This is a genomic window from Methylophilus sp. OH31, assembly GCF_000576615.1.
GTDB lineage: Bacteria > Pseudomonadota > Gammaproteobacteria > Burkholderiales > Methylophilaceae > Methylophilus.
In genome coordinates this window covers 70460-97202 of record NZ_BAUS01000007.1, presented here as the reverse complement: position 1 = coordinate 97202, position 26743 = coordinate 70460, and the positions used below count along the sequence as shown (strand labels likewise).

Sequence of the window (26743 nt, the reverse complement as noted above, 5' to 3'; positions counted from 1 at the left end):
TTTTGCTGACTTTTTTAGCATCAAAAAAGGTCCGGCATGGTCGAATAAAACATACCAACCAGCACCCAACCATCCAATACATATATGTCCAGCAGATTGAAATTTTTAATCATAGGCGCAGGCATTTTACTGGCCATGGAGTGGCGCGCATGGTGGTACACCTTGACGCCGACACCAGACTACAGCCACGGCAAAGTGCTGCTGTACGCCACCGACTGGTGCCCTTACTGCGAAAAGACCAGGGCATTACTGCAACAACGGCAGATCACCTATCAGGAAGTCAACATTGAAAGGTCTGCCGAAGCGCAGGCTCAATACCAGCGGCTGGCAGGCAAAGGCGTGCCGGTGTTGCTGATTGCAGGGGAAGTAGTGCGAGGGTATAACGAACAGCGCATCAGCACAGCGCTGGATCAATGGCAAGCGCGCCAGGCGCAAACCATGCTTAAGCACAACATGAGGAAGGAAAAATAAAGCCAACCGGTAAGCCGGGTTCTGTATCCACTTGCGTGGCGACAGTCATTCATCTAGGCGTGCAATTGCTCACACGCTCAAGCTATCTACCCGCTGGCAGCGCGAGCCACGCCTTATTACTTGCGTAAAATGCCAGCCTATTTGATATTGCTGCAGATGGAGGTTACCGCGTTTCACCGTAACTTAATACGCTCGTCTCTGTGGCCCTATTCCTCACCTTATACTGTTACCAGCTTTCAGCGTACGGCCGTTAGCCGTCATCCCGCTCTGTGCAGCCCGGACTTTCCTCCCCCTGTTTGCACAGGCGGCGACTGTCTGGTTGGCTTCAAGCGGATTTTAACACGAAGTAAAAAACACTTGCCGACGGATTCATTAAAGAATTACACTCAAGCGCATGTTTTATCTGGATTTATTCAAACAGCTCAATCAATACCATGTGCAGTATCTGCTTATTGGCGGACTAGCGATTTCTATGCACGGTATAGAACGCGCCACCATGGACATCGACATCACCATTGCAATGAATCCCGAAAATCAGAAAAACTTGATTTTGTGGGCAGAGTCATTGAATTTAAAGCCGGTGTTGCCAGTTCCATTGCAAAGCTTGCGCGATATCGCATTACTCAAACAGTGGCAGCAAGAAAGAAATCTGCTGGCTTTTGCATTAACTACGCCTGAAGTGGCAGGCGTCACGATTGATATATTGCTGTTTCCCCCCGTAGACTTTATTGAGATGCAGCAACGTGCAACACATTTCGACATTGATCAGATTGATATTCCCGTGGCCTCCATCGATGACCTTATCTCGCTAAAGCAGGCTGCTGGCAGGCCAATAGATTTAAGTGACATTGACCACTTGAAACGATTGAAAAGGTAACAAACATGCAAGGTACATTCAAGCGGGAAGACCGAACCTATTTGCTCAGTGATGAACGCATGGCTGCATTTCAGGCATTGACGCCTACCCAACGCCTGACCTGGGTTGAGCAAATGGCCGCATTCTTGCGTAAAGCTGCTATTGCCAAGGCAAATCAAAACAGGGATCAACCATCCAACCTTTAAAATAGTAAGTCTCCAAATCTACATGAACCCCCAAGAGAAAACCGGCCAACTACATCCATCATGGCAAGCATTAATAGGTGCAGAGTTTGATAAGCCATATATGCAATCATTAAAAGCTTTTCTGCAACAAGAGAAAGTCGCCGGCAAAACCATCTTTCCGCCGGGGCCACTCATCTTCAATGCGTTTAACCATACCCCGTTCGACAAAGTGCGTGTGGTGATTATCGGGCAAGACCCTTACCATGGCCCGGGACAAGCGCATGGCCTAAGTTTCTCAGTACCGCCAGACGTCGCTTTGCCGCCTTCGCTGATGAATATTTTCAAGGAGATTCAGGCGGATTTAGGCGTACGCATGAGCGGGAGCGGCGACCTGACTGCCTGGGCAGATCAGGGCGTATTACTATTGAACGCTACACTGACGGTACAACTGGCCAATGCTGGCTCGCACCAGAACCGGGGCTGGGAGCAATTTACCGATGCCGCCATTGCCGCGCTCAACCAGCATAGGGAAGGCTTGGTGTTTGTATTGTGGGGCAGTTATGCTCAAAAGAAAGGGGCCATGATAGACCCCAATAAACATCTGGTTTTGAAATCCGTACACCCTTCACCACTGTCGGCGCACCGGGGATTTTTTGGCAATCACCAGTTTTCCAGCATCAACCAGTACCTAAGCAGCAAAGGGCAGGCGCCGATTAACTGGCAACTATAAATCCGGGAGAGCACCGCCAACTAAGGCTTAACAACCAGCGCGTTTTTGACGGATTTCACGCCACTGACACTGGCGGCAATCTTTTCAGCGCGCGTTTTCTGCTCGGCGTTATCGACAAACCCACTCAAAATCACCACATTATCTTTGGTTTCAACACTGACTTTAAAGCTGCTGAAGTTTTTTTCTACCAGGTATTTGGACTTGATTTTGGTCGTGATGGCACTGTCTGTCGCTGCCTGTTTATTTTCAGCGTTATCCACCTTGGATTTATAAGCGGCGAACTCGTCCAGATCCAGGCTGCCATTATGGTTTGTATCCGCTTTGGCAAAAGAGCCGGTGTGGAAATCCTTATCCTTGGCAGCCTCTTTCTTGGATAACTTGCCATTACCATCCGCATCTACCGCTTTAAAGGCTTGTGCATACGGCGCTTGCTCTCCGCGCATTTCGTCTATCGTCACCGCAAATGCCTGCGCACTGAATATCACACCAGACATCACACCGAATCCTGCAATCAACCACTTGTTGTTCATCGCTTACCCTCCAATGTTTAAAGTGTTAGTCCAACTTCCATGCAATGGTTTGTCCGGCACGCAATGGCACTAGCACATCATCCGCAAACGGAATGCTTTCAGGCACCAGCCAGCTTTCCTTGCGCAAGGTGATGGTGTCAGTGTTGCGCGGCAAACCGTAAAAATCTGCCCCATAAAAACTGGCGAAGCCTTCCAGCTTATCCAGCGCACCCGCCTCTTCAAATGCTTCGGCATACAACTCAATCGCCGCATGGGCAGTATACATGCCCGCGCAACCGCAACTCGCCTCTTTGGCGGATTTAGGATGCGGCGCACTGTCAGTGCCCAGGAAAAATCTGGATGAGCCTGAAATCGCGGCTTTCACCAAGGCTTCACGATGTGTTTCACGCTTGAGTACTGGCAAGCAGTAATGATGCGGGCGGATACCACCAGTAAACATGGCATTACGGTTCATCAGCAAATGGTGTGCAGTAATGGTCGCGGCCAGGTTGACCGGTCCTGCGGCCACAAATTCAGCCGCGTCTTTGGTGGTGATATGCTCAAACACCACTTTGAGGCCAGGGAAGTCCTTTAACAATGGATGCAAATGACGCTCGATAAATACCTTCTCACGGTCAAACACATCCACATCGCCATCGGTCACTTCGCCGTGGATTAGCAAAGGCATGCCCTGCTTTTCCATCTCTGCCAATGCGCCTGCACATTTGGCCAGGCTGGTCACGCCAGAGTCACTATTGGTGGTCGCGCCAGCCGGATACAACTTCACCGCCTGCACCACACCACTCGTGCGGGCCGCCGCAATTTCTTGCGCCGGTGTATTGTCAGTTAAATACAAAGTCATCAGCGGCTCAAATGCAAGCCCGGCAGGCAGCGCCTGTTTGATGCGTTGATAATAAGCCAGCGCCAGGTCGGCTGTCGTCACCGGTGGGCGCAAATTGGGCATCACAATCGCGCGGGCAAATTGTTTTGCCGTGTCTGGCAATACAGACTGCAGGCCAGCGCCGTCTCTCAGGTGTAAATGCCAGTCATCCGGGCGGGTCAGGGTGATTTCAGTGGTCATACTCTGTTACCTTTTTAATCTGGGCTTGCCGCTTTAAGCGCAAGCGCTGCTTCGTATAATTCGTTTTTCTTCTGGCCTGTAATATCGGTTGCCAGCGCCACCGCCTGCTTGAGTGGCAACTCCTGCAATAGACGCTGCAATATCCTTAATGTCTCTTCATCCAGGCCATCGGGCTTTTCCTGCAAATCCGGATGCACCAGCACCACAAACTCGCCGCGCTGCTGATTGGTATCCGCATTTAACCAGTCTACCGCGTCTGTCAACAGGCAGGTATGGATGGTTTCAAAGGTTTTGGTCAGCTCGCGCGCCAGCGTCAGTTGCCGCGCACCACCTAACACATCATGCAAATCTTGCACGCACTCGACAATGCGGTGCGGCGCCTCGTAGAACACCAGCGTAGAAGGGAGTGATTTAAGCAACTGCAAGCGCTTGCGGCGCTGCGAACCACTTGCCGGCAAAAAACCTTCAAAATAAAAACCAGGCTGGGTAATGCCTGCGGCCGACAACGCCGTAATGATCGCACTCACACCAGGGATAGGCACCACCTTCACACCAGCCTGCCGCACCACTTGCACTACTACTGCGCCAGGATCGCTGACTGCTGGCGTACCGGCGTCAGTAATTAGCGCGATGGATTCACCTGCCAGCAAGCGCTTCACCAGGCCTTGCGCAGACTGCTGTTCATTATGCTCATGCACAGCCAGCAAAGGCTTGCTGATGCCAAAATGCCGTAACAAACCGACACTGTGGCGGGTATCTTCAGCCGCAATCGCATCGACCTGCTGTAAGGTGGTGAGTGCGCGCTGGGTGATATCCCCCAGATTGCCGATGGGCGTTGCCACCACATATAATGTACCAATCTCGTTCATGCACGTATTTTATGCCATCGCGCCAGTTTCGCTAAGCACTAAAGCAGGCTGCGTGATGCGACAAAAGCCAAAGGCATCATGAAACTCAACGCTAATAATCAAGGACTGGCCGCAGAGGTGGCGGCTGTGCATTTCTTGCAGCAGCAAGGCCTGGTGCTATTGGCGCAAAACTATAGTTGCCGCTTTGGTGAGATTGATTTGATCATGCGCGATCAACACACCCTGGTTTTTGTTGAAGTGCGCTTACGCAGCCACCAGGCATTTGCCAGTGCGGCCGACAGCATAGACCATCGCAAACAACAAAAACTCATCCGCGCTGCCCAGCATTACTTACAAATAAACGACCTCAACACGCCGTGTCGCTTCGATGCGATCCTGTTTGATAACCCCCAATACCGCGCGCCGAATTGGATTCGTAATGCAATCGACACATAAAAAGCGTAGAATTTTATTTATCCTCTGCTGTCACACCCAACATCTTTAAGTTTTTCTCGTAGATCAAGGAAGTTTCATGACCCAACAAATTTTCACCAGAAAAGTCTCTGCTATTGCCTTGTTATTGATCAGCACGCAGTTGAGTGGCTGTTTTCCTGCAGTCGTGGGCGGCGCAGCAGCCGGTGGCGCGATGGCAGCAGATCGTCGTACCTCTGGCATTTATGTCGAAGATGAAAATATCGAATTAAAAACACTGAAGCGTTTGTCGCAATACATGGACAAAGCATCGCATATCAATGTCACCAGCTACAACCGCATTGTGCTGCTGTCTGGCGAGGTACCGAATGTCGCCCAGCTCACACAGGCAGAAACGCTGACGCGTGAAATCTCCAATGTGCGCAACATTCACAACGGGTTGACCGTTGCCCCGGCCTCCTCCATTGGTGATCGCAGCAATGACACGTATATCACCACTAAAGTGAAAGCGCGCTTCGTCAGTGAGCGCCTGTTCCCGGCCAATGTGGTGAAAGTGGTCACTGAAGCCAGCGTGGTTTACCTGATGGGCATTGTCTCTGAGAAAGAAGCCACCGACGCCGTAGAAATTGCCAGAACGACAGAAGGCGTGACTAAAGTCGTCAAAGTATTTGAATACACCAATTAATTGTTAACTTCGCTTTAAGGAATCTGCATGGAAAATCAGGAAATTATTATTCAGGGCATTACATTGGCCGGAAAGCCTTTTCGCCCGAGTGACTGGGTGGACCGCATGTGCAGTACCTACGCCACGTTTGGCGACGACAAAAAGTTGCGTTATTCGCCTTACCTGAAGCCAAAACTGGTCAATAACGTGCGCAGCTTGTCGGTAGACATGAAGTTGAAAGACGTTAACCCGGCAGGCTTTGAGCAACTGATTCAGTTTGCCAAAGAGAATCAGCTCAGCGTGATTAACCCGGCAGGGGAAGCGGTGACTATCTAGTTGTAAACGTTATTTAGGCGCTGACGCGGCCTCCTTAAGCAAGCCTTCTAACCATTGCCTGCTTAAGGCGCCGCGTTTTACTTTGTACAGCGAACCATCCGGTGCATAAATATAAGTCGTCGGCAGCACCTCAGGGCTTGGTATCGCCATCTTTTGCGCCTCCCCGAGCACAATCGGGTAAGAAATCAGCATGTCGTCCGCATATTTTTGCACGCTTTGCACGGACTCATACTTTACAGCCACCCCCAGCACCATCACCCCCTCTTTGGCATGGGCATCATAAAAAGTCACCAACTGCGGCATTTCTTCAAGACATGGCGGGCACCAGGGCGCCCAGTAATTCACTACCAGCCACCGGCCTTTGTACTGCGAAAGCTGATGACTGTGACCTGCCATATCTTGCATGTGCCAGTTCGTCACGGGTGCTGCAGCCAGGCATTGCGTTGTCAGGCACAGGCCCAACACAACCTTTAATAGATGAAATAACATGCTGCAGCCCTTGTTTTTAGTCAAAACGCTCCCCATACTGAATAGCATAGACGGAAAAAACTTGATTATGCGGGAAAACTGTTGCTATACTAGTTGTTATCTCGTTTGGTAATTTCATCTTTCAGCAAATTACTAATTCAAACAAAATTTAGCCACACTTTCAAAAAAATTCTGTTTAAATCCAGTCTACATTTGATTTAAATTCTTCACCATTCTTAAGAGGCAATAATGAGCGACAACATTACCCATTTAAGCGACGCCAGCTTTGAACAAGAAGTACTGCAATCCACAGTGCCAGTATTGGTTGATTATTGGGCAGAATGGTGCGGCCCTTGTAAAATGATTGCGCCGATTCTGGATGACATCAGCAAAGAATATGCTGGTCGCCTGAAAGTGGCAAAACTGAACATTGATGATAACCAGAATACGCCGCCAAAATACGGCATTCGCGGTATCCCAACCCTGATGTTGTTTAAAAATGGCAATGTGGAAGCGACTAAAGTCGGTGCATTGTCCAAATCTCAACTCAGCGCGTTTATCGACAGCAACATTTAATCTACTTACCCGGTTTCCAGTCTGCGAAACCGGGTTTTCTTTTCAATCTCTCCGCCGTTTCTCAGTCTAGCGAGTTACTCAATGCACTTATCCGACCTCAAACATCTCCCCGTGACCGAACTGGTCGACATGGCCATTGCCAATGACATTGAAAATGCCAGCCGCATGCGCAAGCAAGATCTTATTTTTGCGATCCTTAAAAACAAGGCCAAAAAAGGCGACAGCATTTTTGGTGATGGCACGCTGGAGGTATTACCAGACGGGTTCGGCTTTTTGCGCTCCCCGGATACGTCATATCTGGCGGGCCCGGACGATATTTACGTATCTCCGTCGCAAATACGCCGCTTTAACCTGCACACAGGTGACAGCATTCAAGGCGAAATTCGTACGCCTAAAGATGGTGAGCGCTATTTTGCCTTGGTGAAAGTGGATAGCGTCAACAATGAAGCGCCGGAAAATACCAAACACAAAATCCTGTTTGAGAACCTGACGCCACTATTCCCAACCATACCACTGACACTGGAACGCGAAATCCGCGGCGAAGAAAACATTACCAGCCGCGTGATCGATATGATTGCGCCGATCGGTAAAGGTCAGCGTGCACTATTGGTTGCCAGCCCGAAAAGCGGTAAAACCGTCATGCTGCAAAACATTGCCCATGCGATTACCGCCAACCATCCTGACTGTATCATGATCGTGTTACTGATTGATGAGCGTCCGGAAGAAGTGACAGAAATGACACGTTCTGTACGCGGCGAAGTAGTGGCATCCACCTTTGACGAACCAGCGACCCGCCACGTGCAAGTGGCCGAGATGGTGCTGGAAAAAGCCAAACGCCTGGTAGAACACAAAAAAGACGTGGTGATTCTGCTGGATTCGATTACCCGCCTGGCACGTGCTTACAACACGGTGATTCCTTCTTCTGGCAAAGTATTAACCGGTGGTGTGGATGCTAATGCCCTGCAAAAACCAAAGCGTTTCTTTGGTGCGGCACGTAACGTCGAAGAAGGTGGTTCACTGACCATTATCGCCACTGCGCTGGTAGATACTGGGTCGCGCATGGATGACGTGATTTACGAGGAATTTAAAGGTACCGGCAACATGGAAATCCACCTGGATAGACGCATGGCCGAAAAACGTACTTACCCTGCGATCAACGTCAACAAGTCTGGCACCCGCCGCGAAGAACTGCTGTTGGACAAAGACGTACTGCAGAAAATATGGGTATTGCGCAAACTGCTCTACCCGATGGATGACCTCGAGGCGATGGAGTTCTTACTCGACAAAATCAAGGCAACCAAGAGCAACAACGACTTCTTCGACAGTATGCGTAGAGGCTAACGCCACCCTGGATGCAATTATTTATCGATCTGCTATTGATAAATCAATAAAAATCATAGATAATCGCGCGTTTACTGCAACTGCTTAAAGATTAGAGAGAAAGCATGAAAGCTGATATTCACCCAAATTACCCGGAAATCAACGTCACATGTAGCTGTGGCAACAAATTCCAAACTCGTTCTACGACAGGCAAAGACCTGAACATTGAAGTATGTTCACAGTGCCACCCGTTCTACACTGGCAAACAGAAGATCGTGGATACTGCTGGTCGCGTTGAGAAATTCCGCCAAAAATACGGCATGTAATTTCGGCGAATATGGTCCAGAAAGGCAGCATGGCTGCCTTTTTTGTTTTTATAGCTAGGCATTTCAGGGGTAATATCACACTCTGATCATGCGTTCATCCCGCGACCCACACCCAACCATGCAGTTTTATATTGATCACGATTGGCAAGAGAACATGGCCACCCCACGCGCCAAGGTGGGGGAGCGCGCCAAAACGCATCTGCTGATTTTGCTATGCGCCATCTGGCTGTGCGTGGGTTTGATTGGCCACTCACCATGGAAACCGTTTGAATCGCAATCGGCCAGCATTATTCAAAGCCTGATCGATCACCCTTTCCTGTCTGCGACCAGCTGGACACACGGCCACTGGATTGCGCCAGTCTCAGCCGGACATCCCTTACTGGAAACGCCACCATTGTTTTACTGGGCAGCCACCGGCTTTGCCCATTTACTCGCGCCCTTGCTACCAACGCACGACGCTGCCAGGCTCAGTGTAGGTCTCTGGATGCTGCTGACCCTGATCATGACCGGGCTGAGTGGTCGCGAATTATGGAATCTGGGCGTAGGTCGTCAAACCAACTTTATTTTTATCGGCTGCCTGGGATTGGTCGTCAGCGCCCATACCATGATGCCTGCCGTTGCCGCTCTCAGCGGTATCACCATGGCTTTTTACGCCCTGGCCCTGGTGATGCGCAAACCGATACGCGCCATGTGGTTACTTTGCACCGGCCTGTTAATCGCCTTTTTGGCAGGTGGCGTGGTGCCTGCTCTCACGATTATGTTATCTGTGCTTGGCCTGTTATTGGTCCCCGCCATTCGCCAGCACAAACCCACTTACCGGGCCATGTTAGCGGGCACTTTGCTTGCCATGCCCGGGATCTGGCTATGGTGCTGGTTATGCCAGCAATGGGCGCCTGGCCTGTGGCACGCGTGGTGGCAATCGCAATGGCAACTCCAGCTGCCTGGCAATCATGGCTACTTTTTAAGAACACTGGCCTGGTATGCCTGGCCAGCCCTGCCGTTCGCCATGTGGGGCGTTTGGCGATTCAGGCACTCCGTGCTGACCACTTACCGCTTTCAGCTCGGGCTGATTTTCTTCGGCATTGCCTTTATATTGATCGGCTTCATGAGCGACCGCAGCGAAGTGAGTGCATTACCACTACTGGTGCCATTGACCGTATTGGCCGCAGGCAGCATCGAAACCCTTAAACGCGGCGCCGCCGGTGCTTTAAACTGGTTTGGCCTGATTTTGTTTGGCATTCTGATTGCCACGGCCTGGCTGGGCTGGTGGGCCATGCTCAACGGCTCGCCAGTGAAGCTCTACCAGCGCCTGAGTTACCTGTCAGGACTGGAAACCATCCATTTCAGCCTGTTATACGGCGCGATTGCCGTTGCGGTGACCCTGATCTGGCTGTCAATTGTGTTGCGTGCCAAGCACTCCAACCGTTCTAGCGCCACCAACTGGGCCATCGGCATGACCTGTGCCTGGACAGTGTTTATGAGCTTATGGCTGCCAATGATAGAAGCCGCACGTACCTACCAGCCACTGTTTGAAGACCTACGCAAACACCTGCCTGCGCATTACAACTGCATCCACGCACAAAATATCGGTGCGTCACAAGAAGACTTGCTGCACTATCATTCTGGCATACGCTTGCATGCAGGCATACACCTGAAAGACCACGAGCAAGCCAAGTCTACGCAGTGCGATTTGTATTTGATTGAAGACCAGCCAGGCAAGCGCCACATATTGCCTGGTGAAGAATGGCGTGTGATCTGGGAAGGCGAACAAACCCGCCAGAACCGGGAATCTTTCAGGCTATTGCAGCGCCACTAAAGACTCGAGATGGCTGCTGATTTCTAGCAGCCCAGCGACAGGGCAAACGCCCCCAATAATGCGCGCGCAGCCGCGCTTATGCTAACTATGCCTGCACGTGTTGCTGGATAGCGGCAATCACTCGCGGATGCAGCCCCTGACCTTGATGTTGCTGCACATGGGCAACCAGCGATTTGATCATGACTGAATTCCAGAACTTTTTAAGGTGGCTGGCAATTTCCAGCTTAGCCTCTTCCACATCTGGATTCGCTTCAAAAAAGTCGCCAATCTGGTTGGCCATCTTGATTAATTTTTCCACTTCCATAGGCTTACACTCTTTCTAGCGAAACGCACGCGCATCTGATTCTGACAGTGCGCCGCTATACACCACGCACTGCCCGGCTTTGGCAAAGCCAACCAGCAAAAAACCATATTCCTGCGCCAAATTGACTGCCAACGCAGTGGGGGCAGACAGCGCGATCAGTACTTGCCCGCCACACATCGCAACTTTTTGCACCATTTCGTAGCTGGCCCGGCTGGTCGTCAACACCCAGTGCTGCGCCCAGAAGGTCGAAAAATCGCAGCCCTGGCGCAACAGGCTGCCAACCAGCTTATCCAGTGCATTATGCCTGCCAACATCTTCACGCACACACACCACCTGCCCACTGGCATCAGCAATCGCACTCGCATGCGTAGCGCCCGTCAGTTGCTGCAAGGGTTGCTGTGATTTCAATCCGGCCAGCGCCGCATCAATGGCCGACAATGACACCGTCACCAATCGCCCAGTCGCCGACATCGGCTGTTTAAACACTTGCTTCAAACTCTCTGCACCACACAAACCACACCCTGTGCGCCCGGTTAAATTACGGCGCTGCGCCTTGAGCAGGGCAAACTGCTCTGTGGCCAATTCAATATGTAACTCTATGCCTTGCAATGGCCCGTTCGCATGAAACAAGGCTTTAGCATCTATGCCATAAATCTGGCTACGATGACTGATAATGCCTTCAGTAAACGAAAAACCATAGGCAAAATCCTCAAGATCAGCCGGGGTCGCCAGCATCACCACATGCGAAATACCGTTATACACCAGCGCAATCGGCACCTCTTCTGCCACCGCATCCGGCAGGGCAGATGACACCCCTTCGCGCCAGCGGGTCACATGCAATGTACTCACCGCCTGTTCAGCCGCAATGGCTTGCCATTCACTACTCGCAGGCAGCGGACAACCTTTTACATCAACTTCAACTGTCATCAAGAAACAACCGTGTGCGGATCCATCCCCGACAATTCAATTTGCGTGTCGCTAAACGAACGGTAATGTTGCTGCCAATCCGACAGCTGATTGACTTTAGACACTTGCACCGCCGTCACCTTGTATTCCGGGCAATTGGTCGCCCAGTCGGAGTTGTCTGTGGTAATCACATTCGCGCCGGATTCAGGATGATGGAACGTGGTATACACCACACCAGGCTGTACGCGCTCGGTAATCTTGGCACGCAATACCGTTTGTCCGGCACGACTGCTGATGCCTACCCAGTCGCCTTCGGCAATCCCGCGATCTTCAGCATCGTGCGGATGAATTTCAATCAGATCCTCATGGTGCCAGGCCACGTTTTCTGTGCGGCGTGTTTGCGCGCCCACATTGTATTGCGACAGAATACGGCCAGTGGTCAGAATCAGCGGATATTTCTGGTTCACGCGCTCTGTGGTTGGCACATATTGAGTAATAAAGAACTTGCCCTTACCACGCACAAATTCATCGACGTGCATGGTTGGCGTACCACTAGGCGCTTCGTCATTACATGGCCACTGGATGCTGCCCAGTTCATCAAGTTTTTTGAAGCTGACACCGGTAAAGGTCGGCGTCAACGCAGCAATCTCGTCCATGATTTCGCTGGCATGCGCATAATGCATGGGGTAACCCAAGGCTTCTGAGAATTTGGCAGTAATTTCCCAATCTTCCATACCATTTTTTGGCGTCATGACTTTACGCACAGGCGAAATACGACGCTCAGCATTAGTAAAGGTACCATTCTTTTCAAGGAAAGACGCGCCAGGGAAAAATACGTGAGCAAACTTAGCCGTTTCGTTGAGGAACAAGTCCTGCACAATCACGCACTCCATACTTTCCAGCGCATGGGTCACATGCTGGGTATCCGGATCAGACTGGGCAATATCTTCACCCACACAATACACCGCTTTAAAGCTGCCTTCTGCGGCTAAATCCAGCATATTGGGGATACGCAAGCCAGGATCTGCACTCAGCGTCACGCCCCAGGCCTGCTCAAATTGCGCACGTGTTACGTCATCAGACACATGACGATAACCAGGGAATTCATGTGGCATGGAACCCATGTCACAAGAGCCTTGCACATTGTTTTGACCACGTAATGGGTTGACGCCTACGCCTTCGCGGCCAATGTTGGCTGTTGCCATGGCGAGGTTAGCAATACCCATCACGGTGGTGGAGCCCTGGCTATGCTCGGTGACACCCAGGCCGTAGTAGATCGCAGCATTACCGCCAGTGGCATATAAACGTGCAGCCTCACGCACCTCATTGGCAGGCACACCCAATTCCTTTTCCAAGGCTTCTGGTGAGTTTTCCGGCTTGGCCGCAAAGTCACGCCAGGCAATATACGAATCCCACTCACAACGTGTTTTGACGAATTCTTCCTGCACTAGACCTTCAGTCACAATCACATGAGAAATGGCAGAAATCATGGCCACATTGGTGCCAGGACGCAGTTTCAAATGGTAATCCGCACGCACATGCGCCGAGTTAGACACCAGGTCAATTTCTCGTGGATCGACCACAATCAGCTTGGCCCCTTCACGCAAGCGGCGTTTCATCAAGGAGCCAAAGACCGGGTGACCGTCGGTTGGGTTCGCTCCCATGACAAAGATCACGTCAGACTGCATGACTGAATCAAAGGTCTGCGTACCGGCAGACTCACCCAGGGTTTGCTTCAAGCCATATCCAGTGGGGCTGTGGCAGACGCGTGCGCAGGTATCTACGTTATTACTGCCAAATACGGCCCGGATCAGCTTTTGTGTCACATAGACTTCTTCGTTGGTACAACGGCTGGAAGTAATCCCCCCGACCGCTTCTTTGCCATATTGCTTTTGAATACGCTGGATTTCACTGGCGGCATAATTAATCGCCTCATCCCAGCCCACTTTTTGCCAAGGGTCGTGAATACTTTTACGGATCATGGGGGTGGTAATACGGTCAGCGTGTGTTGCATAGCCCCAGGCAAAGCGGCCTTTGACACAGCTATGACCGTGGTTGGCACCACCTTCTTTGGTCGGCGTCATACGTACCACTTGCTCGCCTTTCATTTCGGCGTCAAAGCTGCAACCCACGCCGCAATAAGCGCATGTGGTGGTGATTTTGTGTTCTGGCGTACCGGCGTCAATCACGGTTTTTTCCATCAGCGTCGCGGTAGGGCAAGCTTGGACGCAAGCGCCACAAGACACGCATTCTGACTCCAGAAAGTCTTTGCCGCCGGCAGAGACCTTGCTATCAAAGCCGCGGCCCTGGATGGTCAGTGCGAATGTCCCTTGTGTTTCTTCGCACGCACGCACGCAGCGTGAACAGACAATACATTTAGAAGCATCAAATGTGAAATAGGGATTGGACTCATCCTTGGCCTGACCGAGGTGATTCTCACCATCATAGCCATAACGCACTTCGCGCAAACCTACCGCGCCCGCCATATCTTGCAGCTCGCAATCACCGTTAGCCGCACAGGTCAGGCAATCCAGCGGATGGTCTGAAATATAGAGCTCCATGACGCCACGGCGCACATCGGCCAGTTTAGGTGTCTGCGTTTTCACCTTGAGCCCTGGCGCCACTGGCGTGGTACAAGACGCCGGGTAACCGCGGCGGCCTTCGATCTCGACCAGGCATAAACGGCAAGAGCCAAACGGCTCCAATGAGTCAGTCGCGCACAACTTAGGCACGGTCACACCGCCCAGTTGCGCGGCATGCATGATAGAAGTCCCATCAGGCACGGTCACATCTATGCCATCAATATTCAGCGTCACCATGGTGGTGCTGTCAGACTTGGGCGTGCCGTAATCGGTATCCGCATCGTATTTAAGTGCTTGCGGCTGTGAAGAGGAGTATTTGATGTCATCCATAATGTCATCCTTCGCCGCCCTTAGGCAGCAGCTTCTTTATTGCTTAGACCAAAGTCTTCAGGGAAATGATTCAGGGCGCTCAACACCGGATAAGGCGTCATGCCCCCCAATGCACACAAGGAACCATTCAGCATGGTGTCGGACAAATCGCGCAGCAACTGCACATTTTGCGGGTGATTTTTGCCCAGTACAATCTTGTCCATCACTTCTACGCCGCGCGTGGAACCAATGCGGCACGGCGTACATTTGCCGCAACTTTCAACGGCACAAAACTCAAAGGCGTAGCGCGCCATCTTGGCCATGTCTACCGTGTCATCAAATGCCACAATACCTCCATGCCCCAGTACGGCCCAAATCTTGGTGAATGCTTCGTAGTCCAGCGGCGTATCAAACTGGCTCTCGGGCAGATAAGCCCCTAATGGGCCACCGACTTGTACGGCACGGATAGGCCGACCCGACGCAGCGCCTCCGCCATAGTCATACAGCAACTCACGCAAGGTCGCCCCAAAAGCCAGTTCGACCAGACCGGTTTGTTTTAAATTGCCGGCCAGTTGAATAGGCAAAGTACCACGTGAACGGCCCATGCCGTAATCGGCATAATATTGCGCGCCCTTATCCAGAATAATTGACACGGTCGCCAGTGAAATCACATTATTAACAATGGTCGGCTTGCCAAACAAGCCTTCAATCGCAGGCAGCGGTGGTTTAAACCTGACCAGGCCACGCTTGCCTTCCAGGCTTTCCAGCAAGGAGGTTTCTTCGCCGCAGACATAGGCACCCGCGGCACGACGCACTTCGAGATGAAAAGTATGGCCCGAGCCCAGAATATTTTCGCCCAGGTAGCCCGCTAAATTCGCTTTACGGATGGCCTCATCTAGTGTTTTCAGCGCATGCGGATATTCGCTACGCAAATAGATATAGCCCTGTGTAGCGCCTACGGCAATACCGGCAATGGTCATGCCCTCAATGAGCACAAAAGGATCATCTTCCATGATCATGCGGTCAGAATAGGTGCCCGAGTCGCCTTCGTCAGCGTTACAAACAACATATTTTTGTTCAGCCGGGGCATTGAGTACAGTATTCCACTTGATCCCTGTGGGGAAAGCCGCGCCGCCACGGCCACGTAACCCAGAATCCGTCACGGCTTTGACAATCTCAGCACCTGACATGGCCAGAGCATTTTTGAGGCCTTTGTAACCATCATGCGCCAGGTAATCTTCCAGCGAAAGCGGATCGGTAATGCCCACGCGGGCGAAAGTTAAACGTTGCTGTTTTTTCAGCCAGGCCAGCTCATCGGTCAACCCTAAATATAAAGGATGCGCTTTAGCTTTGTCAGCGAGTGCATTGGTAAACTCTGCATTAAACAAGCCAGCCACGTCTGAGGGCTGCACCGGGCCAAAGGCGACGCGGCCTTGCGCGGTTTCAACTTCCACCAGCGGCTCCAGCCAAAACAAGCCACGTGAACCGTTGCGCACCAGTGTCATCTCAACACCTCGTGCCTGCGCCTCTTGCATTATTTTTTTAGCCGTACGCTCGGCGCCCAGGGAAAGCGCGGTGGAGTCTATAGGTACATACACCTTAACCATGGCACACCTCGCTAATCAATGCGGTGACCTTGTCAGTACTCATGCGACCATACACTTCATCATCCAGCATCACTGCAGGCGAACAGCCACAGTTACCCAGACAATACACCGGCAACAGTGTTACTTCGCCGTCAGCCGTGGTTTGGTGATAATCCACACCTAGTTTCGCTTTTAGCTCGGCTTCCAGCTTGGCAGACCCCATGGACTGACAGGACTCGGCACGACACACTTGCAGCACGTGCTTGCCGATGGGATGGGTACGGAAATGATGATAAAAACTGACGACGCCGTGGACTTCGGCCACAGACAGGGCCAGCGCTTTGGCAATCTCCGGATATACGGCTTCCGGCACATAGCCAATATCGTCCTGAATCGCATGCAACAAAGGCATCAGCCCACCCGGCACATGCTGGTGTGCTTGAATATGCGCCTGTATCTGCACGTGTTGCTCGTGGCTTAATGTGTTATCCAAACCGACCTCACATTTAACTGGTTACAATTTAGTTACATTCTATCACCCTCGAATCATATCCTCTATTTATGCCTTGTGAAAGCCTAAAAAGGGCATAAAATACGAATTACTTTAGACCTTAATATAGTCATGCAAACAGCGGCCACCATTCCTACACAATTGATCGACCAGTTTGGTCGGCGCGTGGACTATATCCGCCTGTCGATCACCGATCGTTGTGATTTCCGTTGCCAATACTGCATGGCAGAAGACATGACGTTTCTGCCGCGCGATGCCGTGTTATCACTCGAAGAATGTGCACGCCTCGTTAAACTGTTTGTCCGTATGGGCGTGCGTAAAGTTCGCATCACCGGTGGTGAACCGCTGGTACGCAAAAATGCCATGTGGCTGTTTGAGGAAATTGGTCATTTGCCCGGCCTAGATGAGTGTGTACTCACCACCAATGGCAGCCAGCTGGATAAATATGCCACGGCGCTGAAAACCGCTGGCGTCAAACGCATCAATATCTCCATCGATAGCCTGCAGGCAGACCGTTTTAAAACCATCACCCGTGTGGGCGAATTATCAAAAGTGCTCACCGGACTGGACGCAGCCAGGTCTGCAGGCTTTGACAATATTAAAATCAACACCGTGCTGATGCGTGGCATCAACGATGATGAAGCCGAAGCCCTGGTCAACTTTGCGATTGAAAAACAGGTCGATATCAGCTTTATTGAAGAAATGCCGCTAGGGGCAGTGGAGCATGATCGCGAACAAAGCTGTGTCAGCAACACCGAAACGCTTGCTCTGCTAAAAAGTAAGTTCTCACTCACGCCGAGCACCCACAGGACAGGCGGCCCTGCGCGCTATTGGCAAGTCAATGGCCAGCCAACCAGGATTGGCTTTATCTCACCGCATAGCCACAATTTTTGCGAGAGTTGTAACCGCGTGCGCATCACCTGTCAGGGAGAACTGTTCCTGTGCCTGGGGCAAGACCATCAAGTCAATTTGCTGCCATTGCTACGCGCGCATCCTGACGACGACCAACCCTTGGTAGACGCCATTTTGCATGGCATGCGTATCAAGCCTCAAGGGCACGATTTCGATTTACGGCGTGCAGCCCCTGCGGTTGTCCGCTTTATGTCGCATACGGGTGGTTAATGCAGGTTACTGCAGTCATCCTGGCCGGCGGGCGCGGCATGCGCATGGGCGGTGCCGATAAAGGCTTAGTGAATTATCAAGACAAGCCCCTGGTCGCACACGTGCTGGAACGCATACAGCCACAGGTGGATCATGTCATCATCAATGCCAACCGCCATTTAGAGCAGTACCAGGGATTTGGCGTCCCGGTGGTCACCGATGCCAACAATCAGTTTGATGGCCCACTGGCAGGTATGCAAGCAGGCATGCATCATGCCACGACAGACTGGATACTCAGCGTCCCTTGTGACTCACCACTGCTGCCACTGGATTTAGTCAGTCGACTGCGTCGCGCCATCAGCGAAGCTTCGGCAATTAATCACACCCACGCCCTGCTGGCCATTGCGCGCAGCGCCAGTGGCACGCACCCAGTGTTTTGCCTGATGCCACGCCAATTGAGCGTCGACCTCGATGCTTTTCTGCAACAAGGCCAGCGCAAAGTGAGTGCCTGGCAAGCCCAGCATCCCCATGTATTCGTGAGCTTTGAAGATGAGCAAGCGTTTACTAACATCAACCACCACCCCTCTTAGCCTTAGCCATCATGACTAACCAAACCCTTTTGCAACAACTGGCCAGCAATCCTTCCTGCGCAGATGACTATGACCCTAATGCCATGTCTGTGACGCAAGCGCGCCAGTATATCCAGCAATTTTTATCGCCCGTGCAAGACAGCGAAACCATTAGCATCAAGCAAGCGCTGGGGCGCACACTATCAACGTCTGTGACATCTGGCCTCAATGTGCCTGGCCATGACAATTCGGCCATGGACGGCTTTGCGTTCCGCCATGCAGAGGCGACGCAACCACTACAAATCGTGGGCACCGCATTTGCGGGTAATCCATTTACCGGTGAGTTACCCGCAGGCGGTTGTGTCAAAATCATGACAGGTGCGGTGATTCCATCTGGCGTGGATACCGTTGTCATGCAAGAGCACACCGCGACTGAAGGTAAAATGGTCACAGTGCTCAAAATCCCGGCCCAAGGTGCCAATATTCGCCTGACAGGGGAAGACATCACGATTGGTCAAACCGTGCTGGCGCGCGGCCATCAAATACAACCGGCCGATATGGGGCTACTGGCCTCGCTGGGCATTGCAGAAATCCAGGTTTACCGCCGCTTGAAAGTGGCTTTTTTCAGCACCGGCGATGAGCTGGTCAGTGTCGGTCAGCCATTACAGGCGGGCCAGATTTATGACAGTAATCGTTATAGCTTATGGGGCATGTTGCAAGCACTAGGGGTAGACGTGCATGACTTGGGCAATGTCGCCGATGACCCAGATGCATTGGAAAAAACATTGCTACAAGCGGCTGCCGAACATGATGTGGTGATTACCAGTGGCGGCGTATCGGTAGGCGAAGCTGACTTTATGAAGCAATTGCTGGCAAAACACGGCCAGGTATTATTCTGGAAAATCAATATGAAACCGGGCCGCCCACTGGCCTACGGCAAAATCGGCCAATCACATTACTTTGGCTTACCCGGCAATCCGGTGTCTACCATGGTGACCTTTTACCAGTTTGTACAAACAGCCCTCAAAAACCTGATGGGTTCGAATACCTTTAGCCAGCCCTCATTCAAGGTCGAATGTGTCAGCGCCATTAAAAAAGCGCCCGGCCGCACCGAGTTCCAGCGTGGCATCTTATTTAAAGCAGGCGAAGACTGGAAGGTGAAAACCACCGGTGAGCAAGGCTCGGGGATTTTGAGCAGCATGAGCCAGGCCAATTGCTTTATTGTGCTGGATGATCAAACCAGCACACTGGCAGCAGGCACGCTGGTTGAGGTGCAACCTTTCAGCGGCATTTGCTAATCCGCCCGACCCACACAAGCTGGCATGAATCATAAAAAATAGCTTATAGTGTCGGGTCGCAGCGGGGGTTAATCATAAGGGTGTTGGCGTGCAAGCCGTGTTAAAAGAGTCTAAACAGTTCAGTCATGTATTAGAGTGGTGCTTGATTGCTTCACTGCTTATCCATGCTGCGATCATGTTTACCATGCCCAAGCCAGACTATGACCTGCCACCGCCCAAAAAGCAGGAAATCCGCATTGAGTTGGTGAAAGAGCAGCCACCTGCACCAGCGCTGCCAGTCGCCGAGCCGGAGCCTACCCCCGTAAAAGCTGAACCACCGAAGCCGCAACCGGTAAAGAGCGAGCCCAAACAGGTTGAGCAAAAGCCGGTGGAACAAAAACCAGTCGCGCCGCAAAAACCATCCCCAACCCCGGAGCCTCCCACAGAGACACCGCGCCAGGTCGTTGAGTCCCCAGCCCCGGCAGTGATTACAGCCAAACCAACTGTTAGCGAAGCAAAGTCTGAGATGGTTGCGCCTCCAGCGCCGCCTGCACCGCTACCTGAGCCGATCAAAGCCAGTGGACCGAGCGAAGGCGATATTGAGGCTGCGCGCAATGCGTTTAAAGAGGCTGCTCAACGTGAAATTCAAAAGAACCTGCGCTATCCCAGAATTGCGCTGGAGCGCGGCATTGAAGGGGTGACCAATCTGCACATTACCTTTGACGACCATGGCAACGTGACTAGCATTGAAGTGGTGGAATCTAGCGGCAACAAGGCCATCGATGAGGCTGCCATTGCCACCATCAAGAAGTCGCAGTTGAAATCTCTGTTTAACGATTTATTGCGCGGCAGGCTGAAATCAACCAATGTGCCAGTCAGCTTCAAGCTGGCAAGTTAAGCTGCCATGTTTTTCAAGCGTACATCCTTAGGCACCTCAGCCAGAGCCCACGACAAGCCACTCAGGCACTTACTGCTGTTTCATGACCTGTACTTTATTGCACTGATCGTGTTGGCAGTTGCCAGCGGCGGCTACGGTATTTATCTGTGGGACAAAGCCTCCAAGCAATCACAACGCATTAACTTTGTCATTCAGGAAATCTACCTGGTGCGCGGCGACCTGTATCGTCAAACCAAAGAGTTATTTGATGCGTTTTTCTTGCAGGAAGAGAATGCATTACATGAATACAACCAATACACTACCTCCATCCTGGATCACCTGGAGCGCCTGCAAAATGTCGCCATCGATCAGGAAGAGCGCGATGCGCTGATGGACATAGAGCTGAAATACCGCAACCTGGTCAATGAAGCACCGGCCTTGTTTTATCGTTATCAGAATAACCCTGATCGCAAAGCGCAAAAGTCCATTTACCAGGATATTGAAACCGGCATTTTCAGGCACTATGAAGAGGTTTCCAAGCGTGCCGAAAACTTGCTGTTTGTGAAACAGGGTGAAATCAAGCAACGCCTGGACGAGGCCAGAAGCAACTCGATTGCGGTGCTCTCATTACCACTGCTACTGGCCTGCATCCTGATTGTGTATTCACGCCGGATTCTGAAAAACTCCATCGTCCGGCCGATTAACGACATCATGCAGGCCACCAATGCCATCAGTACCGGCAACCTGAGCCATCAGGTACCGGAGGCCGGTGCAGAGGAGCTGGCGGTGCTGTCGAGAGAAATCAATAAAATGGCCGAAGACCTGGCAGCCAGTCGTGACGCCCTGGTTAAAAGCGAAAAACAGGCGGCACTTGGCCTGCTGGTGCCCATGCTGGCGCATAACATCCGCAACCCGCTGGCCAGCATACGTGCGACCGCACAAGTCATTGACGACCCCTTGCTGGATAAAGACACGCTGGAGTCGATTCAAGGCATTATCCATACGGTGGACAGACTGGAGCGCTGGACAGGCAGCCTGCTGTCTTACCTGCACCCGATCAAACCCATGCTCAACCAGTTGCTGCTTTCCTCTATTGTGCAGGGTGCCATCACCACCTTGCAGCCAAAACTCAATGAAAAGCAGATCAGGGTCATTGAAAACAGCACGACGATCAAACGCCTGGTGCTCACAGACGAACATTTACTGGAACAAATGCTGTACAACCTGCTTCTAAATGCCTCAGAGGCTTCACCGCGAGGCACAGAAATACAGTTAACATGCAGATTGGCTAATAACCTGCTCACTATCACCATTATCGATCAAGGGCCGGGCATGCCATTCAAGCCGGAGCCTCATGCGCTGACGCCAGGCCCGACCACCAAACGCTTTGGCACCGGCCTGGGCATCCCTTTTGCGTTCAAGGTATGCGAGGAGTTGGGCGGCGCTATGACCTTTGACAGCGAGCCTGGCCAAGGCACGCACATTACCATCACGTTACCGCAATAACGGGCTAGACCTGCGGCTGACATGAGAATTTTCGTTTTGTGCTTGCTTAATTTTGTATTTTTATCAACAATGTGATTAAGTGATTGTCATGACTACTATGTTGAATTCACCTGTTCCAGAACTCATCTTACCGGCCACTTCTGGCCTCCAATTTAATAGCAAAGACTATTTGGGTAAGTTTCTCGTTCTCTATTTTTACCCCAAAGATGCCACGCCCGGCTGTACTACGCAGGGCATGCAGTTTCGCGATATGCATGAGCAGTTTGCTGCAGCCAATGCCGTGGTCTTTGGCATTTCACGCGACAGCCTGAAATCACACGAAAATTTCAAAGCCAAGTACACGTTTCCGTTTGAGCTGATTTCTGACAGCGAAGAAATCGCCTGTCAGGCATTCAACGTAATTAAAATGAAAAACATGTACGGCAAACAGGTACGAGGCATTGAACGCAGTACATTCCTGGTCAACCCACAAGGCATCATTGTGCGCGAATGGCGTGGTGTCAAAGTGGATGGTCATGCCGCCGAGGTATACGCCAGTATTCAGTCTTCCCACTCATAAAAGTGATTTTCTATGGCCCGTGCTGCACACACCAAGTTGTTTGTTCTTGATACCAACGTTCTGATGCACGACCCGTCGTCGCTATTCAGATTTGAAGAGCACGATGTCTATTTGCCGATGGTGACATTGGAGGAACTAGACAATAACAAGAAGGGGCTGACTGAAGTCGCCCGTAACGCCCGTCAGGCCAGCCGTTTTCTGGAAGAAATCATCGGCAGCATAGACACGGACAAACTGGAAGAAGGCTGTCCACTGGGTATTCAGGGTAATCGCCACCTGACCGGCAAGCTGTTCTTCCAGATGGAGCATGTGCCGACTGACCTGCCAGGCCTGGCAGGCAGCAAGGCGGATAACCAGATCATCAGCGTCGCCCTGTCCCTGAAAAAACAGTTTTCCAAACGTAATGTCATCCTGGTCAGCAAGGATATCAATATCCGCATTAAAGCCCGCGCCATGGGCGTGCCGGCTGAAGATTACTTTAACGATAAAGTACTGGAAGACAGCGACATGCTGTATACCGGCCTGCGCGAATTGCCGGAAGACTTCTGGGAAGCCCACAGCAAAGACATGCACTCCTGGCAAGAAGCCGGCCGCATGTTTTATAAAATCAGCGGCCCTATCGTCAAGTCACTACTAATCAACGAGTTTTTGTTTTATGAGTACCACAAACCGTTCCATGCGATTGTGCGTAAAATTGAAGACAATTCAGCCGTGCTCGAAGTGGTGCATGACCACGCCAACCCTAAACACAGTGTCTGGGGCATTACGGCACGCAATCGTGAACAAAACTTTGCCTTGAACTTGCTGATGGATCCTGACATAGATTTTGTCACGCTGTTAGGCCAGGCCGGTACAGGTAAAACCCTGCTGACCCTGGCGGCGGCACTGACGCAAACATTGGATAAAAAACGCTATTCCGAGATCATCATGACGCGCGTCACCGTGCCGGTGGGGGAAGACATCGGCTTCTTGCCAGGCACCGAAGAAGAGAAAATGGCACCATGGATGGGCGCCCTGGAAGACAACCTTGATGTATTGAACAAAACAGATGAGGACGTAGGTGAATGGGGGCGTGCTGCCACCCAGGACTTAATCCGCACCCGCATTAAAATCAAATCATTGAATTTCATGCGTGGCCGTACTTTCCTCAATAAATTTTTAATTATCGACGAAGCGCAAAACCTGACGCCAAAACAAATGAAAACCTTGATTACACGTGCAGGCCCTGGTACTAAAGTGGTGTGCCTGGGCAATATCGCCCAGATCGATACGCCTTATCTGACTGAAGGTAGCTCTGGCCTGACTTACGTGGTCGATCGTTTCAAAAACTGGTCACATAATGGCCATATCACGCTGGTTCGTGGCGAACGCTCACGCCTGGCAGATTTTGCAGCCGAGGTCCTGTAGACGTAGTCTGCTTGAATGTGATGGTTAAAGGCTTTTATACCTTACTGATTGCCCAGTTCTTATCGGCAATCGCTGATAATGCACTCTTGTTTGCAGCGATTGCGCTGCTGGCTCAGCTCAACGCACCGAGCTGGCATGAACCGCTGCTACGAGAGTTCTTTGTCATTTCCTACATCGTGCTGGCACCTTTTGTCGGCCCGTTTGCCGATGCGCTCCCTAAGGGCCGCGTGATGTTCTTGAGTAACGGCTTGAAGTTTATCGGCTGTTTAATGGCCCTGGTCGGCGTCCCGCCATTGTATGCCTATGCCATGGTCGGCGTCGGCGCAGCGGCCTACTCTCCAGCAAAATACGGCATCCTGACTGAGATGCTACCGTCGAAGTTGCTGATCAAGGCCAACGCCTGGATGGAAGGCACAACCGTGACTGCCATCATCCTCGGCCCGGTTTTAGGCTCTACGCTGTCGATCAACAATCCATACATAGGCATTGCCTGCATCATGCTGCTGTATTTGCTGGCCGCAGGCTTTAACTATTACATCCCTAAAGTACCCATCGACCATAAAGTGGCGCAAAAAACATTGCGCTTTTTGCTCAAGGACTTCTGGCATGCGTTTGTGACGCTATGGAAAGACCCGCAAGGCCAGGTATCGCTGGCAGTGACAACACTGTTTTGGGGTGCAGGCGCAACACTGCAATTTGTGGTGTTGCAATGGGCTGATGTCAGGCTCGGATTCTCGCAACAGCAAGCCACCTATTTGATTGCAATTCTGGCCGTCGGCATTGCTGTTGGCTCCATCATCGCTTCGCGTTATGTCGAGCTGGAAAATGCCGTTAAAGTCTTGCCTGCTGGCATATACATGGGTATTTTGGTCATCAGCATGATAGTGATCCACAGCCCTATTCTGGCCGGCATTCTGCTGTTTGTGATTGGCGTGCTCTCCGGCTATTTCCTGGTGCCGCTTAACTCGTTGCTACAACATCGCGGGCATCATCTGCTTGGCGCAGGCCATTCAATAGCGGTGCAAAACTTTAACGAGAATATAGGCATATTGCTCTTACTAGGCGCCTACACCTGGATGGTGGGGGCGAAACTGGAGATCAACACGATCGTTGCCATTTTCGGCGTGTTTATCATCGTTAGCATGTCGCTGATCACCCTGATCTATCGCAAACAAATCCAGCAATAGCAGCGCAGAATGTTCACCCAATAAAAAAGGCGCTTGAAGCGCCTTTTTTATTGCCATGCCATTAGTGCACTTTTATAACACTAGTGCAGTTTTACATGCGGTTCAGTACGTCTTGAAATAATACGGCCGATGGTATGCACAATCACGGCAAAAATACCGTGCAATGCCATCAAATGCATCTTATACAAAGAGCGATACATCACGCGCGCAAACAGGCCCTGAATGTACATACTGCCGCCTGCAACGGTGCCCATCAGGCTACCAACAGTCGAGTACTTGCCCAGGTTCACCAATGAACCATAATCGGTATAGTGGAACTCTGGCAATTGCGTTTTACCGGCCACCCGCGCCTTGACTGTTTTCACCAGCAAAGAGGACTGTTGGTGCGCTGCCTGCGCACGTGGCGGCACAGTGGTGTCATGGCCTAACCATGGACAAGCTGCGCAGTCGCCGAAAGCAAAAATGTTCTCGTCACGCGTACTTTGCAGATGCTGATTGACCACCAACTGGTTAATACGGTTGGTTTCCAGGCCATCGATATCTTTCAGGAAATCCGGTGCCTTGATACCGGCTGCCCACACCACGAGTTCTGCCGGAATGGTGCGACCACTGTGTGTAGTAATGCCTTTTTCAGACACTTCGGTCACGCGCTCACCGGTAAACACATTGACACGCAGCTTACGCAACTCTACGTCTACCGCATAAGATAGTTTAGCCGGTAATGCAGGCAAGATACGATCGCTGGCTTCGATCAAGGAAATCTTGACGTCACGGTCCGCATCAATTTTGTCCAGGCCATAAGCGGCCAACTCACGCGTTGTATTATGTAATTCTGCCGCCAACTCAACACCTGTCGCACCCGCGCCAACAATGGCCACTTCCAGTTGGCCAGGCTTTAATGCCTCAGGCTGGGTTTGCGCACGCAATAAAGCGTTATGCAAATATCGATGGAATTTCTGCGCTTGTGCTTGTGTGTCCAGCGCCATTGAAAACTCGCGTGCGCCCTTAATGCCGAAATCATTGGTCGTGCTACCCACGGCAATAATCAGGGTATCGTATTTGAACGAACGACGCGCAATAATTTCATTACCATCTTCATCATGCACCGGCGCCAGCAACACTTCACGTGTGCTACGGTTGAGGCCATCCATACGGCCCAGACGAAATTTAAAATGATGCCAGTGCGCCTGCGCCAGATACTCCAGCTCATGACGGTCAGGGTCCATGCTGCCCGCTGCAATTTCATGCAGCAATGGTTTCCATACATGGGTTCTGGTGGCATCAATCAGCGTAATTCTGGCCTTTTTCTTCTTGCCCAGAGAGTCACCCAGTTTGGTCGCCAACTCAAGGCCACCTGCACCGCCACCTACAATGATGACATGGTGTAAATCATTTTCGTCTGTCACGCTCTATCCTTCAATAAAAAAGCGCGCCTGCCGTACTG

At 51.5% G+C, this 26743-nt stretch carries 29 protein-coding genes and 1 other RNA gene; 19 read left to right on the top strand and 11 right to left on the bottom strand.

The features are described from left to right. Positions 1–84: 84 nt before the first annotated feature. Positions 85–471 carry a glutaredoxin family protein gene (locus OH31_RS09690; protein ID WP_242402254.1) on the top strand — a complete coding sequence of 129 codons (387 nt, stop codon included), beginning with the start codon at positions 85–87 and terminating at the stop codon, positions 469–471. Here OH31_RS09690 and rnpB read toward each other — a convergent pair. Beyond that, positions 466–798: RNase P RNA component class A (gene rnpB, locus OH31_RS14600), an RNA gene on the bottom strand. The two genes, OH31_RS09690 and rnpB, sit on opposite strands and share 6 nt — an antisense overlap. A 67-nt stretch (positions 799–865) precedes the next feature. Between rnpB and OH31_RS09685 the strand changes: the two genes are divergently transcribed. The 3 genes from OH31_RS09685 to ung are packed head-to-tail and all read left to right on the top strand — an operon-like array spanning position 866 to position 2242. After that, complete coding sequence (locus tag OH31_RS09685; RefSeq protein ID WP_024930559.1) at positions 866–1348, top strand: nucleotidyl transferase AbiEii/AbiGii toxin family protein; 483 nt, start codon at positions 866–868, stop codon at positions 1346–1348. 5 nt (positions 1349–1353) lie between these two features. Continuing rightward, positions 1354–1533 carry a hypothetical protein gene (locus OH31_RS09680; protein ID WP_024930558.1) on the top strand — a complete coding sequence of 60 codons (180 nt, stop codon included), beginning with the start codon at positions 1354–1356 and terminating at the stop codon, positions 1531–1533. 22 nt (positions 1534–1555) lie between these two features. Continuing rightward, positions 1556–2242, top strand: coding sequence for a uracil-DNA glycosylase (gene ung, locus OH31_RS09675; protein ID WP_024930557.1), 687 nt, complete (start codon positions 1556–1558; stop codon positions 2240–2242). A gap of 20 nt (positions 2243–2262) precedes the next feature. Here ung and OH31_RS09670 read toward each other — a convergent pair whose 3' ends face one another. From OH31_RS09670 to rsmI, 3 genes are read right to left on the bottom strand one after another with little or no spacing between them, the layout of a single operon-like run. Continuing rightward, positions 2263–2772, bottom strand: coding sequence for a BON domain-containing protein (locus OH31_RS09670; protein ID WP_024930556.1), 510 nt, complete (start codon positions 2770–2772; stop codon positions 2263–2265). A gap of 25 nt (positions 2773–2797) precedes the next feature. Further along, positions 2798–3832: a dihydroorotase gene (gene pyrC, locus OH31_RS09665; protein ID WP_024930555.1), complete on the bottom strand. Its 1035-nt coding sequence runs from the start codon at positions 3830–3832 to the stop codon at positions 2798–2800. A 14-nt stretch (positions 3833–3846) separates the two neighbouring features. After that, a complete protein-coding gene (gene rsmI, locus OH31_RS09660) occupies positions 3847–4701 on the bottom strand; it encodes a 16S rRNA (cytidine(1402)-2'-O)-methyltransferase (RefSeq protein WP_024930554.1) in 855 nt (284 codons plus the stop codon). A gap of 78 nt (positions 4702–4779) precedes the next feature. Here rsmI and OH31_RS09655 point away from each other — a divergent pair, with 78 nt between their 5' ends. From OH31_RS09655 to OH31_RS09645, 3 genes are all read left to right on the top strand, one after another. Continuing rightward, complete coding sequence (locus OH31_RS09655) at positions 4780–5136, top strand: YraN family protein (RefSeq protein ID WP_024930553.1); 357 nt, start codon at positions 4780–4782, stop codon at positions 5134–5136. A gap of 76 nt (positions 5137–5212) precedes the next feature. Continuing rightward, entirely contained in the window at positions 5213–5797 is a 585-nt protein-coding gene (locus OH31_RS09650) for a BON domain-containing protein (RefSeq protein WP_024930552.1), read from the top strand. Between the two features lie 27 nt (positions 5798–5824). Continuing rightward, positions 5825–6112: a DUF3579 domain-containing protein gene (locus tag OH31_RS09645; protein WP_019883505.1), complete on the top strand. Its 288-nt coding sequence runs from the start codon at positions 5825–5827 to the stop codon at positions 6110–6112. Positions 6113–6121: 9 nt separating this feature from the next. Here OH31_RS09645 and OH31_RS09640 read toward each other — a convergent pair whose 3' ends face one another. Further along, on the bottom strand, positions 6122–6601 hold the full coding sequence (locus OH31_RS09640) for a TlpA disulfide reductase family protein (protein WP_242402252.1): 480 nt from the start codon (positions 6599–6601) through the stop codon (positions 6122–6124). A 228-nt stretch (positions 6602–6829) separates the two neighbouring features. On the opposite strand from OH31_RS09640, the gene trxA reads away from it, so the two are divergent. From trxA to OH31_RS09620, 4 genes are all read left to right on the top strand, one after another. Then, a complete protein-coding gene (gene trxA / locus OH31_RS09635) occupies positions 6830–7156 on the top strand; it encodes a thioredoxin TrxA (protein WP_019883507.1) in 327 nt (108 codons plus the stop codon). Positions 7157–7237: 81 nt separating this feature from the next. After that, entirely contained in the window at positions 7238–8497 is a 1260-nt protein-coding gene (gene rho, locus OH31_RS09630) for a transcription termination factor Rho (protein ID WP_019883508.1), read from the top strand. A gap of 104 nt (positions 8498–8601) precedes the next feature. Continuing rightward, complete coding sequence (rpmE, locus tag OH31_RS09625) at positions 8602–8802, top strand: 50S ribosomal protein L31 (RefSeq protein ID WP_019883509.1); 201 nt, start codon at positions 8602–8604, stop codon at positions 8800–8802. 88 nt (positions 8803–8890) lie between these two features. Beyond that, a complete protein-coding gene (locus tag OH31_RS09620; RefSeq protein WP_242402251.1) occupies positions 8891–10618 on the top strand; it encodes a glycosyltransferase family 39 protein in 1728 nt (575 codons plus the stop codon). Between the two features lie 85 nt (positions 10619–10703). On the opposite strand, the gene OH31_RS09615 is transcribed toward OH31_RS09620, so the two are convergent. Genes OH31_RS09615 through OH31_RS09595 form a run of 5 tightly spaced genes read right to left on the bottom strand, consistent with a single transcriptional unit; the run spans position 10704 to position 16798 of the window. Beyond that, complete coding sequence (locus OH31_RS09615; protein WP_019883512.1) at positions 10704–10922, bottom strand: formate dehydrogenase subunit delta; 219 nt, start codon at positions 10920–10922, stop codon at positions 10704–10706. A gap of 15 nt (positions 10923–10937) precedes the next feature. Further along, on the bottom strand, positions 10938–11849 hold the full coding sequence (gene fdhD, locus OH31_RS09610) for a formate dehydrogenase accessory sulfurtransferase FdhD (RefSeq protein WP_024930548.1): 912 nt from the start codon (positions 11847–11849) through the stop codon (positions 10938–10940). Continuing rightward, positions 11849–14740, bottom strand: coding sequence for a formate dehydrogenase subunit alpha (gene fdhF / locus OH31_RS09605; protein ID WP_024930547.1), 2892 nt, complete (start codon positions 14738–14740; stop codon positions 11849–11851). Before fdhF ends, fdhD begins: the two co-directional genes overlap by 1 nt. A gap of 20 nt (positions 14741–14760) precedes the next feature. Continuing rightward, positions 14761–16326 (bottom strand): NADH-quinone oxidoreductase subunit NuoF, encoded by a 1566-nt coding sequence (locus OH31_RS09600; protein WP_024930546.1) that lies wholly within the window; start codon positions 16324–16326, stop codon positions 14761–14763. Further along, positions 16319–16798, bottom strand: a complete 480-nt coding sequence (locus OH31_RS09595; RefSeq protein ID WP_024930545.1) for a formate dehydrogenase subunit gamma — start codon at positions 16796–16798, stop codon at positions 16319–16321. The genes OH31_RS09600 and OH31_RS09595 overlap by 8 nt, the downstream gene beginning before the upstream one ends. Before the next feature lie 129 nt (positions 16799–16927). Between OH31_RS09595 and moaA the strand changes: the two genes are divergently transcribed. The 8 genes from moaA to lplT all read left to right on the top strand — a co-directional run bounded on the left by moaA (position 16928) and on the right by lplT (position 25299). Then, positions 16928–17938, top strand: coding sequence for a GTP 3',8-cyclase MoaA (gene moaA, locus OH31_RS09590; protein ID WP_024930544.1), 1011 nt, complete (start codon positions 16928–16930; stop codon positions 17936–17938). After that, a complete protein-coding gene (mobA, locus tag OH31_RS09585; RefSeq protein WP_024930543.1) occupies positions 17938–18507 on the top strand; it encodes a molybdenum cofactor guanylyltransferase MobA in 570 nt (189 codons plus the stop codon). The genes moaA and mobA overlap by 1 nt, the downstream gene beginning before the upstream one ends. 11 nt (positions 18508–18518) lie before the next feature. After that, entirely contained in the window at positions 18519–19784 is a 1266-nt protein-coding gene (glp, locus tag OH31_RS09580) for a gephyrin-like molybdotransferase Glp (protein ID WP_024930542.1), read from the top strand. 88 nt (positions 19785–19872) lie between these two features. Continuing rightward, the gene (locus OH31_RS09575; RefSeq protein ID WP_024930541.1) at positions 19873–20661 is read left to right on the top strand and encodes an energy transducer TonB; all 789 of its coding nucleotides are present in this window, start codon (positions 19873–19875) and stop codon (positions 20659–20661) included. A gap of 6 nt (positions 20662–20667) precedes the next feature. Beyond that, positions 20668–22146, top strand: a complete 1479-nt coding sequence (locus tag OH31_RS09570; protein WP_024930540.1) for a HAMP domain-containing sensor histidine kinase — start codon at positions 20668–20670, stop codon at positions 22144–22146. A 97-nt stretch (positions 22147–22243) separates the two neighbouring features. Then, positions 22244–22705 carry a peroxiredoxin gene (locus OH31_RS09565; RefSeq protein WP_019883523.1) on the top strand — a complete coding sequence of 154 codons (462 nt, stop codon included), beginning with the start codon at positions 22244–22246 and terminating at the stop codon, positions 22703–22705. Between the two features lie 12 nt (positions 22706–22717). Next, positions 22718–24112 carry a PhoH family protein gene (locus tag OH31_RS09560; protein ID WP_019883524.1) on the top strand — a complete coding sequence of 465 codons (1395 nt, stop codon included), beginning with the start codon at positions 22718–22720 and terminating at the stop codon, positions 24110–24112. Positions 24113–24132: 20 nt separating this feature from the next. Then, positions 24133–25299, top strand: coding sequence for a lysophospholipid transporter LplT (lplT, locus tag OH31_RS09555; protein ID WP_024930539.1), 1167 nt, complete (start codon positions 24133–24135; stop codon positions 25297–25299). An 80-nt stretch (positions 25300–25379) separates the two neighbouring features. Here lplT and OH31_RS09550 read toward each other — a convergent pair whose 3' ends face one another. Then, complete coding sequence (locus tag OH31_RS09550; RefSeq protein WP_024930538.1) at positions 25380–26705, bottom strand: NAD(P)/FAD-dependent oxidoreductase; 1326 nt, start codon at positions 26703–26705, stop codon at positions 25380–25382. Between the last annotated feature and the right edge of the window lie 38 nt (positions 26706–26743).

Bases quoted from the DNA above. Each gene is read 5' to 3' on its own strand.
- OH31_RS09690 (WP_242402254.1), top strand. From the start codon at position 85: ATGTCCAGCAGATTGAAATTTTTAATCATAGGCGCAGGCATTTTACTG.
- OH31_RS09685 (WP_024930559.1), top strand. From the start codon at position 866: ATGTTTTATCTGGATTTATTCAAACAGCTCAATCAATACCATGTGCAG.
- OH31_RS09680 (WP_024930558.1), top strand. From the start codon at position 1,354: ATGCAAGGTACATTCAAGCGGGAAGACCGAACCTATTTGCTCAGTGAT.
- ung (WP_024930557.1), top strand. From the start codon at position 1,556: ATGAACCCCCAAGAGAAAACCGGCCAACTACATCCATCATGGCAAGCA.
- OH31_RS09670 (WP_024930556.1), bottom strand. From the start codon at position 2,772: ATGAACAACAAGTGGTTGATTGCAGGATTCGGTGTGATGTCTGGTGTG.
- pyrC (WP_024930555.1), bottom strand. From the start codon at position 3,832: ATGACCACTGAAATCACCCTGACCCGCCCGGATGACTGGCATTTACAC.
- rsmI (WP_024930554.1), bottom strand. From the start codon at position 4,701: ATGAACGAGATTGGTACATTATATGTGGTGGCAACGCCCATCGGCAAT.
- OH31_RS09655 (WP_024930553.1), top strand. From the start codon at position 4,780: ATGAAACTCAACGCTAATAATCAAGGACTGGCCGCAGAGGTGGCGGCT.
- OH31_RS09650 (WP_024930552.1), top strand. From the start codon at position 5,213: ATGACCCAACAAATTTTCACCAGAAAAGTCTCTGCTATTGCCTTGTTA.
- OH31_RS09645 (WP_019883505.1), top strand. From the start codon at position 5,825: ATGGAAAATCAGGAAATTATTATTCAGGGCATTACATTGGCCGGAAAG.
- OH31_RS09640 (WP_242402252.1), bottom strand. From the start codon at position 6,601: ATGTTATTTCATCTATTAAAGGTTGTGTTGGGCCTGTGCCTGACAACG.
- trxA (WP_019883507.1), top strand. From the start codon at position 6,830: ATGAGCGACAACATTACCCATTTAAGCGACGCCAGCTTTGAACAAGAA.
- rho (WP_019883508.1), top strand. From the start codon at position 7,238: ATGCACTTATCCGACCTCAAACATCTCCCCGTGACCGAACTGGTCGAC.
- rpmE (WP_019883509.1), top strand. From the start codon at position 8,602: ATGAAAGCTGATATTCACCCAAATTACCCGGAAATCAACGTCACATGT.
- OH31_RS09620 (WP_242402251.1), top strand. From the start codon at position 8,891: ATGCGTTCATCCCGCGACCCACACCCAACCATGCAGTTTTATATTGAT.
- OH31_RS09615 (WP_019883512.1), bottom strand. From the start codon at position 10,922: ATGGAAGTGGAAAAATTAATCAAGATGGCCAACCAGATTGGCGACTTT.
- fdhD (WP_024930548.1), bottom strand. From the start codon at position 11,849: ATGACAGTTGAAGTTGATGTAAAAGGTTGTCCGCTGCCTGCGAGTAGT.
- fdhF (WP_024930547.1), bottom strand. From the start codon at position 14,740: ATGGATGACATCAAATACTCCTCTTCACAGCCGCAAGCACTTAAATAC.
- OH31_RS09600 (WP_024930546.1), bottom strand. From the start codon at position 16,326: ATGGTTAAGGTGTATGTACCTATAGACTCCACCGCGCTTTCCCTGGGC.
- moaA (WP_024930544.1), top strand. From the start codon at position 16,928: ATGCAAACAGCGGCCACCATTCCTACACAATTGATCGACCAGTTTGGT.
- mobA (WP_024930543.1), top strand. From the start codon at position 17,938: ATGCAGGTTACTGCAGTCATCCTGGCCGGCGGGCGCGGCATGCGCATG.
- glp (WP_024930542.1), top strand. From the start codon at position 18,519: ATGACTAACCAAACCCTTTTGCAACAACTGGCCAGCAATCCTTCCTGC.
- OH31_RS09570 (WP_024930540.1), top strand. From the start codon at position 20,668: ATGTTTTTCAAGCGTACATCCTTAGGCACCTCAGCCAGAGCCCACGAC.
- OH31_RS09565 (WP_019883523.1), top strand. From the start codon at position 22,244: ATGTTGAATTCACCTGTTCCAGAACTCATCTTACCGGCCACTTCTGGC.
- OH31_RS09560 (WP_019883524.1), top strand. From the start codon at position 22,718: ATGGCCCGTGCTGCACACACCAAGTTGTTTGTTCTTGATACCAACGTT.
- lplT (WP_024930539.1), top strand. From the start codon at position 24,133: ATGGTTAAAGGCTTTTATACCTTACTGATTGCCCAGTTCTTATCGGCA.